Raw genomic sequence first — 13,003 nt, 5'->3', positions numbered from 1 at the left:
TTCCTTCGCTCCGACGTCTCGCACGCCGACCAGAAAGCCTTACCCAGAGCTTTACGTGTGGGTTAACTCTCAGACCCCTTGCGTGGATCTTGACTCGTCCTTGAGTCATGATCGGCACGCTCTGGATCAGGACAAGGAACTCGCATCCATCGAAAGGCGACCGACGTGTCAGTGACGGACCCTGTTCTGGAGGTCGGCCGCGCCGCGCCACCGTGCGGAGCACCCGTGGCCGCGCGCCGGGTGGTCATCACCGGCACATGCGACGTGGCACCCGGCGGTACGGCACCGGAGCGTTCGGGGGCTCCATTACTGTAGGTTTCACCGGCCATGTCGCCTCCCGGGATGTGAGTCGGGACAGCGGACTCGTTCCGGCAGGGATGCGGGCGGCTCGACGAGGTCTGCCGGGCTGAACGGCGACAGTGCGACGCTCCGAGCGGTGCGGTCCTGACCGACATCGAGTGGCAGCTTGCGGAGGCGGAACAGACCGACCGCCCGACTGGCAACCAGTCGGCTGCGTCGGTATCGCGCGCGGTGTCTTGAGCCGACGGCGTCACAGCCCCCAGACCACCGCCGAACGCTCTGGCCCAGCCGGATGAACCGGTCGGCTCGGGACGGTAAACGCGGCGGCGCAAGCGGCGGCAAAGAGAGACGGCACGGAGGGACGGCAAAAGCCCCGCCCGGCCACCTTCGAGGCATCCCTCGCGCGATGAGGGGCACTTCGTCCGCCCCACCCACCTGGACGAGACAGACGCGGGCAGCTATCCGAACTGGCCGCGGCAACGGAACGAGTCGACGCACGCCGCTCATTACGTGACGATCACACGAGGTCACTGACCAGCGTGTGGGGACGCATCAACCATCCTGTTAGGGGCATCTCAGAACATGCTGGAGCGTGATGAACGCCTCGGCCGGCTCACGGAACTGATCGACAGAGGCGATGAGGAGACCGGGACCACCGGCATCATCAGCGGAGCGGTGGGGTTCGGGAAGACCGCGCTGCTGGAGGTTCTCGTCGCCCGGGCCGCGGACCGCGGGTACACGGTGCTCAGTGCTGCCGGCTCCCAGGTCCAGCGCGCGTTTCCGTACGGGGTGATGGAACAGCTCTTCCTGGACGCCGAGGTTGCCGGAGCCGACATGGACCTCCACGCGTCGCTGCAACGTGTCAGAGAGGCCCAAGAGGAGAGGTCTCCGCTCGCGTCGGAGGCGGGTGCGGCCCAGGCCATGCAGGCATACCACGGTCTGCTGGTCGAGCTCAGCGCGCACCGGCCCGTCGTCCTGTGCGTCGACGACATCCAGCACGCCGACCCCGAGTCCCTGGCCTGTCTGCTCTACCTCATCGGGCGCTGCCGGCGGATTCCGGTCACCATCCTCCTCACGCTCGGACCGTCCGGGATCGCCCCCTACGACGGTGTGCTCCCCGAACTCGTCTGCCGGCCGGGTGTGGTGCACGTCAAGCTGGGTGCGTTCGATCCGGGGGACATGGCCCGGCTGATCGCGGACCGGTTCGGGCAGGCCGCGGCAGAGCAGTACACGCCCGGCTTCTACGCGATGAGCGGCGGGAATCCGCTTCTGGTACAGGCTCTCCTGAGCGACCACACTGCCCGGAGGGCACACCCCGAGGAGGGCTACAGCCCTGTTGCCGCCGACCTGTTCCGCGAGGCCTCGGTGGCCTGCACCCGCCGCAGCGGCCCGAACGGGCTCCAAGTGGCCCGCGGCATTTCGATCGCCAGCGGCGCCGGCTCGCCGGCGTTGCTCGCGCAGCTGGTCGGGCTGGAGAAGAGCGAGGTGGAGTCGGCGATGAAGATCCTCACCGAGTCCCGGCTGATCGAAGGTCTCCGGTTCCGCCACCGGGCGATCCGCGCTGCCGTGCTGGACAACATGTCGGCTGCGGACCGGAGGCGGCTGCACCACCGGGCCGCCGGGTTGCTGCACAACGACGGCGCACCTGCCATCGTGGTCGCGCAGCACCTCGTCGCGGGCGGAACGGCGGAGGACGACTGGGCGCCGCAGTTGCTGATGGACGCGGCGGGGCAAGCGCTCCGCGAGGACCGGGTGTCGCTGGCCGGGCAGTGCCTTCAGCTCGCCGACAGCTGCTGCCACGACCGGAGCCTGAGCCATGTCATCAAGGCGAATCTGGCGCGCATCAAGTGGCGGGACCAGCCCGAGGCCGCCGTGCGCATGATGCTGTCCCTCGTCAGCCCGGCCAGGACCGGCGACCTGCCGGGTGCCATCCGCCTCGAGGTGGCCCACTGCCTCTTGATGCAGGGCCGGGTCTCCGTCGCCGTCGAGGTCGTGAGGCCGCTGTTCGCCGATCAGGAGGACTACCTCGCCCCGGAGCTGGACGTGACCCGGCTGTGGCTGGCGGTCACCTACCCCGCGGCGTACAAGCAGCTGGTGGGCGGCGCCTCGTCGGCCCCGCACCTTCAGGCGCCCTCGTACCAGATCGGACGCCCCCGGCTGTCCGCCATCCATACGCTGTGGGCGGTCCTGACGCGCGGTGCCGACGACATGCTCGCGGCCGAGGCGGAGCGTGTACTTCAGCACCTCCCGGCGGAGGACGAGACCATCATCTCCCTGAATTCCGCGATCGCGGCGTTGATCTACGCGGATCAGCTGGAGTCCGCAGCCGCCTGGTGCGGCCAGCTTCAGACGGCCGCGACCGAGCGCCGTGCACCGACCTGGCATGCCCTCTTTACCTCGACGCGGGCGATGATCGCACTGCGCAGGGGGTCGCTGCGCGTCGCTGCGGAGTCGGCGGAGACCGCGCTGCTGAGCATGTCGGTGGAGGCGTGGGGCGTCGAGGTCGGCATGCCGTTCGCCACCGCCATCGAGGCCCGTACCGCGATGGGGGATCACGCTGCCGGCGCCGAACTCGTCAACAGCCCCGTGCCGAATGGGCTCCTCGAAACCCGCTTCGGGCTGCACTACCTCTATGCGCGGGGGCGTCACTACCTGGCCACGGGCTATTACGACGCCGCCATCGCGGACTTCACCCTGTGCGGTGAGAAGGCGCAGGCATGGGGGCTGGACTCGCCAACGCTGGCGCCGTGGCGCATCGGGGCCGCGGAGGTGTGGCTGCACCGTGGCCGGCGGGAGCGCGCGAGCAAGCTGGCCGATGAGCATCTCGCGCTCGTCAAGCGGGACCAGCCCCGCGCCCTGGGAATCGCCCTGCGGGTTCAGGCCGCCGCCCGCCCTCCGTCTCAGCGGATCGAACTGCTGGGTACGGCCATGGACATGTTGCAGTCCGCCGGGGACCGGTACGAGCTGGCCCTCACGCTGGTCGAGCTGTGCCGGACACATCACCGGCAGGGCGAGGCCGCGCAGGCCCGGCTGCTCGTCCGTCAGGCATGGCGGATGGCCGACGAGTGCGGCGCCGAGGGCCTGTCCTCGTCGCTGGTGCTCAAGCCGGTCTCGGTCGTTCAGGTGGAAGAGCCGCAGAGCCGGCCGCCCGCCGACGACGTGGTGACCAACATGCTGTCCGAGGCCGAGATGAGGGTGTGCTCGCTCGCTGCCAGGGGCCATACGAACCGTGAGATATCCGACAAGCTGTTTGTCACGGTGAGCACTGTGGAGCAGCACCTCACCCGGGCCTACCGCAAGCTGAACATCCGCCACCGCCGTGAGCTGCCCGCCAGCCTCGCCTCCTGACCCTGCAGCCGGCTCCCGGCTCCCGGCCATCGGCCACCGCGCCGCCGCCCGCCCGGGCAAGGCCCCGGGCGGGGCAGACGTGGCCGCCGCTGCTGTGAGGTTCGGGAAAGGTGTCTCCGGGGTGCTCGGGTTTTCTCGCCATTGATGCAGGCATGTTTTTGTGCTGATCAGTGGGCGTTTCGGCTGGTTGATCTTGGTGGTGTTGTTCCGGATCGGCGTTGTCAGGTTGGTGTTGGGCCTGTCCGTGAGATGATCGTTTAGGTCGTTCGTGGCGCGCGGGGAGGGACCGGCGGTGGAGGCCGAGGGGACGGTGTCGTACAGGGGGTTCCGGTTCCCGGCGGAGATCATCTCTCACGCGGTGCGGCTATACCATCGCTTCCCGCTGTCCTTCCGGCAGGTCGAGGAGTTGCTGCTGGTGCGCGGGGTCGTCGTGTCCTACGAGACCGTCCGGCAGTGGTGCGACCGGTTCGGGCCCCAGTACGCCTCACAGCTGCGCCGGCGTCGGCTGCAGGCCGGGGACAAATGGCACCTGGACGAGGTCTTCATCAAGATCACCGGAGTGCGGCAGTACCTGTGGCGCGCCGTCGACCAGGACGGCAACGTGCTCGACATCCTGGTCCAGTTCCGCCGCAACGCGAAGGCCGCCAGGCGCTTCCTGGCCAAGCTGATGAAGAAGCAGCGCCGGGTGAGCTGTCCCGAGTTTCGTAGAGTCCGCGGATTTTGTTTCAGGCGGACTGCGGGGTCTGCTCCTGGCTCTGCCAGAAGTCGCGCTCGCACTCGGCAGGTGGCACATAGTCGAGCGCGGAGTGAAGACGCTCTTCGTTGTACCACGTGACCCACTGGAAGATCGCCCGCTCGACCTGGGCAGGGTCCTTCCAGGGGCCCTGCATCTCGATCAGCTCGGCCTTGAAAGTGCCGTTCAGTGCCTCGGCCATGGCATTGTCATACGAGTCCGCGACGGAGCCGACCGACGCGGAGGCGCCGATATCGGCCAATCGGCCGGTGTAGCGAATCGACACATATTGCGAGCCCCTGTCGCTGTGGTGAATGAGGCCGGAGTCCTTCTTGATTCTCCGGCGCCATAGCGCCATCTCCAGTGCATCCAGGGGCAGTTCGGTCCGCATGTGGTCGGCGACCTGCCATCCGACGATCATCCGTGAGTACATTTGCTTCGGCAGCCTTGACCATGATGTCATGCTGTCGATCCTGTCGGAGAAAATCCACGACGGCCGATTCCTCCGGCTGATCGGGCACATGCTCAAGGCTGGATATCTCGAGGACTGGCGCTGGGACGCGACACTCAGCGGTGCTCCGCAGGGTGGCGTGGCCAGCCCGATCCTGTCGAACATCTACCTTGACCGGCTCGACCAGTTCGTTGAACAGTCGCTACTGCCCGAATACAACCGTGGCCGACGCCGTCAGCCAAACCGGGCATACCGACGACTGGAGCACTGGATCCAGGGAGCAAGACGGCGCGGTGATTGGAAATCGGTGAGGGAGCTTGAGCCTCGCCGTCGAGCATTACCGAGCCAAGACCCCAACGATCCGGACTACCGGCGGCTTCGGTATGTCCGCTATGCCGACGACTGGCTGCTGGGATTCGCCGGGCCCAGGCACGAAGCAGAGGAGATCAAGTCCAAGGTCCGGACGTTCCTGCAAGAAGAACTCAAGCTGGAACTGTCCGAGGCTAAGACGCTGATTACACATGCCACCCGCCAGGCGGCGCGTTTCCTCGGCTATGAGATCAAGTCCCAATATTCCAACGACAAGATCACCCGTAACCGGCGGGCAGTCAATGGTTCCATTGGGTTGTTTGTGCCCAGGCAGGCGATCAGGCAGCGGTGTGCGCTCTATATGAAAAAGGGAAAACCGGCGCTGCGAGGCTCGGTGATGCGTGACGATGACTTCACAATCGTTGCGAAGTACCAGTCCGAGTTCCAAGGTGTCGTCCAGTACTACCTCCTGGCCCAGGATGTGTTTCGCCTGGGCAGGCTCCGGTGGGTCATGGAGACTTCGATGCTGAAGACTCTGGCCGGGAAACACCGCAGCACGGTCACGAAGACGGCTCGGAAGTACAAGAGACTGATCGAGACGCCCGACGGGCCGCGCACATGTTTTCAGGTCACGGTTGAACGTGATCGAGGAAGGAAGCTGAGGTTCCCCCGCTGTACGGGGGTGGCTGACTAGCTGGTCAGGGAGGGTTGACGTGGTTTCAGGTTCACTTGTTCGGCCGTTGCCTGGCTGGCGTAATGCTTCTCCTCGTACTCGATCGGGCTGAGGTAGCCGAGCCGTTTCTGGATGCGGCGGGGGTTATAGAAGCCGTCGATGTACTCGAAGAGCGTGAGGTTCGCTTCGGCTCTGGTGGGGAAGACGCGGCCGCGGATGCACTCGGTCTTGATGACCATCCACAGGTTCTCCGCCAGGGCATTGTCGAACGAGTCGCCGACCGAGCCCATGGACGCCTGGATACCGGGCCCTGACCAGGCGTGTCGTGAGCTTCACGGACGTGTACTGACAGCCGTGGTCGGCATGGTGAATGAGCCCACCGGGGGCGACTTCGCGGCTGGCCAGGGCATACTCCAGCGTGGTCAGGACCAGATCGGCGTCTGCGCGGGCGGAGGTTTCCCAGGGCCACCACCCGGCGGGAGAACGCGTCGCGGATCGCGGACAGCCACAGCGGGCCCTCCTCCGTCGCGATCATGGTCAGGTCCGTGACCCACAGCCGGTTCGGCACGTTCGCGGTGAAGTCGCGCTGCACCAGGTCAGGGGCCGGTTCCGCGTCCGGGTCACGTCGGGTGAAGCCCTTGCCCCGCCGGGGACTGATCCCGGCCAGGCCGGCTTGGCGCATGAGCCGTTCAATGCGTTTGCGGCCGACGTGGATGCCTTCACGCCGGAGGACGGCGTGCACGCGGGGTGAGCCGTAGATCCCGCCGGAGTCGGCGTGGACCTGCCGGATCTTCCCGGTGAGCTCGGCGTCCTGGCGGCGTCGCTTGCATGGCTCCTTCTCGGCCTGGCGCCAGCGGTAGTAGGTGGAGGAGGGGATGGAAAGTTCCCGGAGTACGGGCTCGACCCCCAGGTGCGGGTGCGCATCGACGAGCGCGGTCACCTGGGCCGGGTCGGGTCGAGCTGGGCCGCGAAAAAAGCTGAGGCCGTCCGCAGGACCTCGTTCGCCCGCTTGAGCTGGGCATTCTCCTTCCGCAGAGCAGCCAGCTCCTCACGCTCGGCGGTGGTGAGAATGTCGCCTCGCTCACCGGCATCAGCCTCGGCCTGACGGATCCAGTTGCGCAGAGCCTCGTGATGCACCCCGAGTTCCTCTGCCATACGGCGGATGACGGGCTTCGGCTCGGCGGCGCGATACATGCGGACCGCGCGGTCACGCAACTCCAGCGGGTATTTCCTCGGGGCAGGCATCGTCTGGGCTCCTCTCGTGAGACCCATCTGACCCTCTCTGTCACCCCTCCCCGCATCTCGGGGGAACCTCAAGCCACTGGTGGCCCGCTTCGGCGGGATCCCGCTCAAAAGAAAACGCACAGCAGACATCGCCGAAGCCGTGGCCTTCCTCGCCTCGGACGCAGCTGGCTACATCACCGGTGACAACCTCATCGTCTCCGGGGGCATCGGTGTTCACGCCCGCGCCTGACGAGTGAGCTGGCCCTGTCCTGGAAAGTCCACCGGGTCCGATGCTCAGGCTGCGGCCCTGGCGAGCCGACGGGCCGTGCGGCAAGCCGGCCGGCCGCCGGGCACCGGACCGCGACAGGATGCGGCCTGCCGTGATCCACTTCTCGTGATCGGCCCGCCGCCTTGCCCGTTGCCCCTGCCTGCCCGATAGCCCTGACCGCCTACGAGCGCGAGCGGCTGAAGAAGATGGCCTACGGCCACAAGACCGAGCACCGGATCCGCCAGCGCGCCCAGGTCGTCCTGCTCGCCGCCCGGGGCCGTTCCAACGCCCGTATCGCCCGCGAGATGGGGCTGCACCGGGACACCGTGCGCACCTGGCGCGGCCGCTTCGCCGCACACCGGCTGCCCGCCCTGTCCGACCGCAAGCGCTCCGGGCGCCCGCCCCGCTTCACGCCACTGCAGACCGCCCAGGTTAAGGCCCTGGCCTGCCAACTGCCCCCCGAGAGCGGCACACCGCTGGCACGCTGGTCGGCCCCGGAACTGGCCCGCGAAGTCGTCGCCCGCCACATCGCCCCCACGATCTCCGCCTCCACCGTGCGCCGCTGGCTGAAGCAGGACGCGGTCAAGCCCTGGCAGCAGCAGTCCTGGATCTTCATCACCGACCCCGCCTTCCGACCCAAGGCCGAACGCGTGCTGGATCTGTACGCCCGCACCTGGGGGGGCCTGCCGCTCGGCGTGGACGAGTACGTCATCAGCGCGGATGAGAAGACCTCGGTCCAGGCCCGCTGCCGCTGCCATCCCACCCTGGCCCCCGGACAAGCCCGCGCGATGCGGGTCAACCACACCTACGGGCGCGGCGGAGCCCTGGCCTACCTGGCCGCCTATGACGTCCACCGCGCGAAGGTCTTCGGCCGCTGCGAGCCCACCACCGGTATCGACCCGTTCATGAAACTGGTCGCCCAAGTCATGAGCCAGGAGCCCTACGCCAGCGCGAAACGCTTGTTCTGGGTCGTGGACAGGAATTCCGTCCGGCCCGAGGCGAAGCCATAAGGAACCCTTGAGCCGAACTCCGGCCCCCGATGACTTCCCGGCCGCCCGCCAGGCGGCCGGACACCGCGCAACCATGGCGGTCACGCGCCACGAGCCCGGATGGGCGACGCCGTCCAGGACCTCCGGCACCTGCGCATCGCCGAAGCGGCCGCGAGCGCCCTCGGGATGCCACCACACGTGGCCATGACCCGGCCGGGCCCGCATGGGCCCGAATACCGCCGGATATAACTTCTCGCATCCGGGTACAGAACCGCGAAACTCGAATGCCTTCAGGGCACCCGTCAATCACAGCGATAGATACCCCCAGCCCAACCCGAGTCGGCAGAGTATGGAGAGGTTGCCCGGGGCATCGCCAAGAGAAAGTCAAGAACACACCAAACCGGAGGGGCGACCTCGGGTCTGCTTGACAGCCGATAGACCGACTGCCGTATCATTGCAACAACCACTTAAAATGTTCGCTTCCACGCGAACCGATATACTCGAATCCACTCCCATTTGCACGCGATTTCCATGAGGGAAAACAATGGACATCGGGATTCTCGGGCCCCTGGTCGTCGGCGCCAACGACCGGGAAGCGACACCGAGCGCACCCAAGCCCCGGCAACTCCTGGCGCTATTGGCGGCTCACGCCGGCCGGGTCGTCCCCGTCGACCTCATGGTGGACGAACTGTGGGAAAGCACCCCACCGCCCAGCGCGCTCACCACCGTGCAGACCTACATCGTGCTCCTGAGACGGCTGCTGGCTAAAAGCTTGCAGGTCAGCAGCGCGGAAGTGGCCCGAGAAGTACTGACGTACACGGGCTGGGGCTACCAGCTGGCCGCCGGGAAAGGCACCCATGACGCCAGCCTCTTCGCCCGGTACGCGGACCTGGGCCGCCGCGCACTGGCCGCGGGCGACAACAGCCGGGCCTCGGGGGCACTGCGCGAGGCGCTCGCTTTCTGGCGCGGCCCGGCCTTGGCCGACATACGGACAGGCCCGCACCTGCTGGCCCACCGCGTATCCCTTGAGGAACAACGGATGGGCGCCGTCGAGCAACGCATCGAGGCCGACCTGCGACTGGGGCGGCATCATGAACTCATCGGTGAACTCTCCGGACTGACCGTCCAGCACCCGCTGCACGAGAACATGCACTCGCTCCTGATGATCGCACTGTACCGCTCAGGCCGCCCAGGCCAAGCACTCGAAACCTTCCAAAAGCTCCATCAGAACCTGCGAAACGAATTAGGAATGGAACCCTCCCCCAACACACGGACAGTCCAACAGAGAATCCTCCGCCGAGATTCAACCATGGAAGCCGACCAACAATCCAAACTATTCCCCCAAGAAATCATCCCGTCCCGGCCCACGGGGTGAGAGAGTTGTCCACGAGGTAACGGATTGCGTCCAGTATCGCCCGGTGGCAGTACGCCTCCGGCTGTCCGCCCCGGCCGCGCAGCCAGGCCGGCACCGGCAGCAGCGGCCGGACCGCGGACCACTCCGCGTCCGTTATGTCCAAGGGGTACCGCCGAACACGCTCCGGGTGATCGGCTGCGTTTCCGAACCGGTGGGCGACACAATCACACCTCGGTGCAGCCGAGTTGAACTCCACCGGCGCGAGCACGTAGAACTGCGGCAACAGGGTCTCCTGGATCTCGGTTGCCTTCGCAACCCCGAGCTACCGAGAGGCCCTTCCTTCATGCCCGCAGCCCCGCAGGAACACGACCTGCAACGTGTGCCGTTCAGAAACCCGTCGCGGCTAGTCAGGCCGCGTGTCTGTACTCGTTGATCAGGCCGCCGAGGACGCGAGTCTGGAGTAGTCGTCGCGGAGTGCTCGAGTCGGTCAATGGTGCGGTCCGGCTGTCGGTAAGGGGCGGACGTTGCCCTCGGGCCTGATGGGGGCGATGGCCGTTGTAGTGCCGGGCGTAGACGTCGAGGACGTGGCGAGCGTGGGTGTCGTTCCAGATCAGCACGTGATCGAGGAGTTCACGCCGCAGTGTCCCGATGACTCTCTCGCAGTGCGCGTTCATCCGCGGGGGCCGCGGGGCGGTCTTCAGGGTTTCGATGCCCTCAGCTTCGAAGACCGCGTCGAAGGATTCGGTGTACTTGCTGTCCCGGTCGCGGATCACAAAGCGCAGCGACTCGAGGCGCACGCCCACCTCAAGAGCGAGGTTGCGGGCCTGCTGGGCCGTCCACTGCGCAGTCGGATGAGCGGTGACGCCGGCGATGTGGAGGCGGCGCGTGCCGTGCTCGAGGAAGACCAGCGCGTAGACCCGGCGAAGGCTTGCCAGGTCGATGTGCAGGAAGTCGCAGGCAATGATGGCCTCGGACTGGGATGTCAGGAACTCGCGCCATGTCGGCCCGCTGCGGCGGGGAGCCGGGTCGACACCGGCTGCCGTCAAGATCTTCCAGACTGTGGAGGCTCCGATCTTGTGGCCCAGCCGGGCGAGTTCCCCTTGGATCCTGCGGCAGCCCCAGCGCGGGTTCTCGCGTGCCAGCCGTAGCACCAGCTCCTTCACGGCTTCCGCTGTCGCCGGCCGGCCCGGCCTGGTCCGGCACTCGCTGTAGTCCCACCTGCGTGCAACGAGACGCCGATGCCAGCGGAGCAACGTCCCTGGTGTCACAGGGAACGCCTGCGCCCAGCGACGCCGGGGTATCAGCGAGGACAGTGCCGCGAACCACAACCGGTCCGTCCACTGGTACCGCACCGGACTCGCAAGTTGCCTGCGCAGCACCGCGTTCTCGTGCCGGAGCACGAGCAATTCAGCGTCTCTGGCCGTCTGCCGACGCAGCAACACCGCTGGAACCGAGAGCAGCTTCCGTGTGACCTGATACACCAGTGAGACGATCACCTGGACATGGTCCCAGCCCGTCCGCAGACCCCGCCAGACCACCTACGACCTGCAGCGACGCATTCCTGAACGGCACACCTTGCGGATCTCGCGTCCCGCAGGCCGGATCCGCAGCGCCACGAACCGCGAGTACATGCGTTTGAACCCGCTGCGGCCGCTGCCTGGGCGGGAGCCCTCCCGCCATTGCACCGGCCGGGCCTCCCGCTTCCCCGCAGCGATGACCAGCTCCTTCACGCTCCTCGGCGCCTCCGGATAAGCCGGCTGGGGCGGGCGCCCGCGGCCGCTATGGGGCGGGGTGTGCGGTCTCGCGTCGTGCGGGTGGGCCGTCACGGTGGTCGAACTGCCCACCACGTAGTGCAGCCCGCGTGTCTCCAGGCCGAGCCGGAAGGCTGCGGTGTCTCCGTAGCCGCCGTCGGCGACGGCGAGGGGGACGTCGACGCCCCAGGACCGGGTCTCGTCGATCATGTCCAGGGCCAGCTGCCACTTCTCGACATGGCCCACATCCGGCGGAATGCCGCACGGCTCACGGCGGGCCACCTTGGCGGGATCGGCCTGCGGCGAGGCCGGATCCCAGCTCCTGGGCAGGAACAGGCGCCAGTCGACCGCTGCCGAGGCGGTGTCGGAGGCCAGATGCAAGGACACGCCCGCCTGGCAGTTGGTGACCTTGCCGGCGGTGCCGGTGTACTGCCGCGACACACACGCCGAGGCCTCGCCGTCCTTGAGGAAGCCCGTGTCATCAATGATCAGGGCGGTCGGGTTGATCGCTGGAACCATCTTCCACGCGAGGCGGGCCCGCACATGCGCCGGATCCCACGGGCTGGTGGTGATGAAATGGGCCAGGGCCTGCCGGTTGCCGTCCTCACCCAGCCGGGCGGCCATCGGCTCCACCGATTTGCGCTGCCCGTCCAGCAGCAGACCCCGCAGATACACCCCGCCCCACCGACGCTGATCCGCCCGCGCGAAGGGCTCGAACACATCCGCCGCGAAGTCCTCCAGACGGCACCGGACTTCATCCAACTCCTCAGGCGTCATGCCCGGTCAACGACACAGCTCCTCAACCGGACACGCCACCGACGAACGCACCTGACCAAGCCCTACTAGGACTCGTTGTCCTCGATCAGACGACTGATGACCCGGTGCATGATGGTCGCGCGGTTCCGGTCGTTCCGTTGGTCGCGCAGGTCGCGCTCGATTGCCCGGAGCCTGCGCCAGGTGTCCGCGTCCTGGTCCATCACCTCGTCGATGAGCGGCGCGGTGACCAGGTTGAGACACTCGGCCAGCCGGAGCCGGGTGGTGTGAGAGGGCGGCGTGGCCTCAGGGTCCGCGAAACCATCTGTCAGATACCGCGCGGGATCGGTGAGGCTCCAGCCGGCTACCGCGCCTCCCTTGACGAGGAGGCCCACGTCGGGGGCGATGCCGATCAGGGCGTCCGGCTCTCCGTCGAGAACACTGAGGTCCCGGTAGCACCGCAACTCGGCAGCTTCGGGGTCACAGCAGAAGATCGTTGCCTGGGGGAGGGCGAAGTTCTGTGTGGTGTCCGTACGCAGCCCGCCGGGGAGTCTTTGTGGTTCGGGGGGCGCACGGTGGCAGAGGGGGGAGGGAGCGGAATCCCGGGGCACGTAGAACGTGGCGTGGGACAGTTCCCGACTGCTCTGGTCGAACCGGAACTCGTCATGCTCCGACCACAACCACTGCATGCTGCCGAAGGTGTGGGCCAGATGCTGCTCGCGCTCCTTCGGGTCCGTATATTCTGCGACGATCACCTGAAGATCGGTGAAGTCGAATCGTGGAGTAAAGGTCAGCGGGTTCCGCGTGGTTTCAGCATTCACGGTGTCGCCGACCGAGAACCTCACCATGA

9 protein-coding genes and 4 pseudogenes are annotated in these 13,003 nt (G+C 67.2%); 6 read left to right on the top strand and 7 right to left on the bottom strand.

Going from position 1 to position 13,003, the window contains the following annotated elements; genetic code table 11:
• Positions 1 to 882 precede the first annotated feature (882 nt).
• Entirely contained in the window at positions 883 to 3,648 is a 2,766-nt protein-coding gene (locus tag STRVI_RS30595) for a helix-turn-helix transcriptional regulator (protein WP_014059446.1), read from the top strand.
• A gap of 292 nt (positions 3,649 to 3,940) precedes the next feature.
• A pseudogene (locus tag STRVI_RS49000) lies at positions 3,941 to 4,327 on the top strand (IS6 family transposase); the annotation flags it as partial.
• 46 nt (positions 4,328 to 4,373) lie between these two features.
• Here STRVI_RS49000 and STRVI_RS30590 read toward each other — a convergent pair.
• Positions 4,374 to 4,802: an integrase core domain-containing protein gene (locus tag STRVI_RS30590; protein ID WP_167543240.1), complete on the bottom strand. Its 429-nt coding sequence runs from the start codon at positions 4,800 to 4,802 to the stop codon at positions 4,374 to 4,376.
• A 13-nt stretch (positions 4,803 to 4,815) separates the two neighbouring features.
• On the opposite strand from STRVI_RS30590, the pseudogene STRVI_RS30585 reads away from it, so the two are divergent.
• A pseudogene (locus STRVI_RS30585) lies at positions 4,816 to 5,826 on the top strand (reverse transcriptase domain-containing protein); the annotation flags it as partial.
• A gap of 5 nt (positions 5,827 to 5,831) precedes the next feature.
• On the opposite strand, the gene STRVI_RS51145 reads toward STRVI_RS30585, so the two are convergent.
• The 3 genes and pseudogenes from STRVI_RS51145 to STRVI_RS30575 all read right to left on the bottom strand — a co-directional run bounded on the left by STRVI_RS51145 (position 5,832) and on the right by STRVI_RS30575 (position 7,059).
• Entirely contained in the window at positions 5,832 to 6,116 is a 285-nt protein-coding gene (locus tag STRVI_RS51145; RefSeq protein WP_286012083.1) for an IS3 family transposase, read from the bottom strand.
• A gap of 353 nt (positions 6,117 to 6,469) precedes the next feature.
• Positions 6,470 to 6,754, bottom strand: a pseudogene (locus STRVI_RS56170) (IS3 family transposase); the annotation flags it as partial.
• Positions 6,751 to 7,059: a transposase gene (locus STRVI_RS30575; protein WP_014043695.1), complete on the bottom strand. Its 309-nt coding sequence runs from the start codon at positions 7,057 to 7,059 to the stop codon at positions 6,751 to 6,753. The pseudogene STRVI_RS56170 and the gene STRVI_RS30575, both read right to left, overlap by 4 nt.
• A gap of 79 nt (positions 7,060 to 7,138) precedes the next feature.
• Here STRVI_RS30575 and STRVI_RS53920 point away from each other — a divergent pair, with 79 nt between their 5' ends.
• The 3 genes from STRVI_RS53920 to STRVI_RS30560 all read left to right on the top strand — a co-directional run bounded on the left by STRVI_RS53920 (position 7,139) and on the right by STRVI_RS30560 (position 9,670).
• Complete coding sequence (locus tag STRVI_RS53920; protein WP_435532595.1) at positions 7,139 to 7,288, top strand: SDR family oxidoreductase; 150 nt, start codon at positions 7,139 to 7,141, stop codon at positions 7,286 to 7,288.
• A 161-nt stretch (positions 7,289 to 7,449) separates the two neighbouring features.
• Positions 7,450 to 8,316 (top strand): IS630 family transposase, encoded by an 867-nt coding sequence (locus STRVI_RS30565; RefSeq protein WP_014059445.1) that lies wholly within the window; start codon positions 7,450 to 7,452, stop codon positions 8,314 to 8,316.
• Positions 8,317 to 8,839: 523 nt separating this feature from the next.
• The gene (locus tag STRVI_RS30560; RefSeq protein WP_014059443.1) at positions 8,840 to 9,670 is read left to right on the top strand and encodes an AfsR/SARP family transcriptional regulator; all 831 of its coding nucleotides are present in this window, start codon (positions 8,840 to 8,842) and stop codon (positions 9,668 to 9,670) included.
• Between the two features lie 386 nt (positions 9,671 to 10,056).
• On the opposite strand, the gene STRVI_RS30550 is transcribed toward STRVI_RS30560, so the two are convergent.
• The 3 genes and pseudogenes from STRVI_RS30550 to STRVI_RS30540 all read right to left on the bottom strand — a co-directional run bounded on the left by STRVI_RS30550 (position 10,057) and on the right by STRVI_RS30540 (position 12,908).
• Positions 10,057 to 11,145 carry an integrase core domain-containing protein gene (locus tag STRVI_RS30550; RefSeq protein WP_043240320.1) on the bottom strand — a complete coding sequence of 363 codons (1,089 nt, stop codon included), beginning with the start codon at positions 11,143 to 11,145 and terminating at the stop codon, positions 10,057 to 10,059.
• A 78-nt stretch (positions 11,146 to 11,223) separates the two neighbouring features.
• Positions 11,224 to 12,177 (bottom strand): annotated as a pseudogene (locus tag STRVI_RS30545) (IS701 family transposase); the annotation flags it as partial.
• Between the two features lie 65 nt (positions 12,178 to 12,242).
• Positions 12,243 to 12,908, bottom strand: a complete 666-nt coding sequence (locus STRVI_RS30540) for a hypothetical protein (protein ID WP_251982775.1) — start codon at positions 12,906 to 12,908, stop codon at positions 12,243 to 12,245.
• Positions 12,909 to 13,003 lie beyond the last annotated feature (95 nt).

This window comes from Streptomyces violaceusniger Tu 4113 (genome assembly GCF_000147815.2).
Taxonomy (GTDB): Bacteria; Actinomycetota; Actinomycetes; order Streptomycetales; family Streptomycetaceae; genus Streptomyces; species Streptomyces violaceusniger_A.
The sequence above is the reverse complement of the archived record's forward strand: the minus strand, read 5'-3'. Positions and strand labels throughout refer to the sequence as shown.